This is a genomic window from Actinomycetospora sp. (assembly GCF_055612215.1).
The window spans coordinates 1-1,187 of the sequence record NZ_JBVPVA010001114.1 but is presented as its reverse complement, the minus strand read 5'-3'; the positions used below and the strand labels follow the sequence as shown (position 1 = coordinate 1,187).

Here is a 1,187-nt window from a genome sequence, read left to right as displayed (position 1 = left end):
CGACCGATGTGGCCCGCCCGGGCCGCTCCCCCACGCACCGTCCGTCGCCGGCTCCGGCCTCCCGCGGACGCGTCGCCCGGTGACCCGCTCACCCGATGTGTCGCGGGACGAATCCAGCGCGCGGGCGCCCCAACCGGCTCTCCCGCCCCGGGAGACGTCGCGGACGACGTCCTCGCCCTCCGGAAGCGGAGGTGGCGGTCGAGCCAGCCGGCTCACCTCGCGTGCACGAGCCGTGAGGAAGGCAGACCGCTGAGCACCGACGCATCCACCACCACCACCGATCCACAGCCGGATGACCCCCAGCCCGCCGAGGAGCTCGCCACCACCGCGGTGGCGACCACGATCTCCGCGCAGGACTCCCCCACGTTCGCCGAGCTGGGCGTCGTCCCCGAGATCGTCGAGGCGCTCGCCGCGAACGGGATCGAGCACACCTTCGCCATCCAGGAGCTGACGCTCCCGCTGGCCCTCGCCGGCGAGGACCTCATCGGCCAGGCGCGCACCGGCACCGGCAAGACGCTGGGCTTCGGCGTCCCGCTGCTGCAGCGCCTCGGCACCCCCACCGAGGACGGCACGCCGCGCGTGCTGGTCGTCGTGCCCACCCGCGAGCTGTGCCTGCAGGTCGCGAAGGACATCGAGGGCGCCTCGAAGGGCCTGGGCACCCGGGTCGTCTCGATCTACGGCGGCCGCCCCTACGAGCAGCAGATCGCCGCGCTGCAGACCGGCGTCGAGTTCGTCGTCGGCACCCCGGGCCGGCTGCTCGACCTCGCGCAGCAGGGCCACCTGGTCCTCGCGAAGATCGGCGGCCTGGTCCTCGACGAGGCCGACGAGATGCTCGACCTGGGCTTCCTGCCCGACGTCGAGCGCATCCTCGCCATGCTGCCGACGAAGCGCCAGACGATGCTCTTCTCGGCGACCATGCCGGGGCCGATCATCACGCTGGCCCGCACGTTCCTGACCCAGCCGACGCACATCCGCGCCGAGCAGGTCGACGCGAGCGCCATCGGTGAGCGCACCGCCCAGTTCGTCTTCCGCGCCCACGCCCTGGACAAGGTCGAGATCCTCGCCCGCACGCTCCAGGCCACCGACCGCGGCCCGACGATGGTCTTCACCCGCACCAAGCGGACCGCCAGCAAGGTCTCCGAGGAGCTCGCCGAGCGCGGGTTCAAGGTCGGCGCGGTGCACGGCGA

The 1,187-nt window shown here is 73.2% G+C and carries 1 protein-coding gene; it reads left to right on the top strand.

The window, feature by feature from the left end; translation table 11 throughout:
* Positions 1-330: 330 nt before the first annotated feature.
* Positions 331-1,187, top strand: an 857-nt coding sequence (locus AC0CYZ_RS29985) for a DEAD/DEAH box helicase (protein ID WP_472221763.1), incomplete at its 3' end; no start/stop codon positions are given.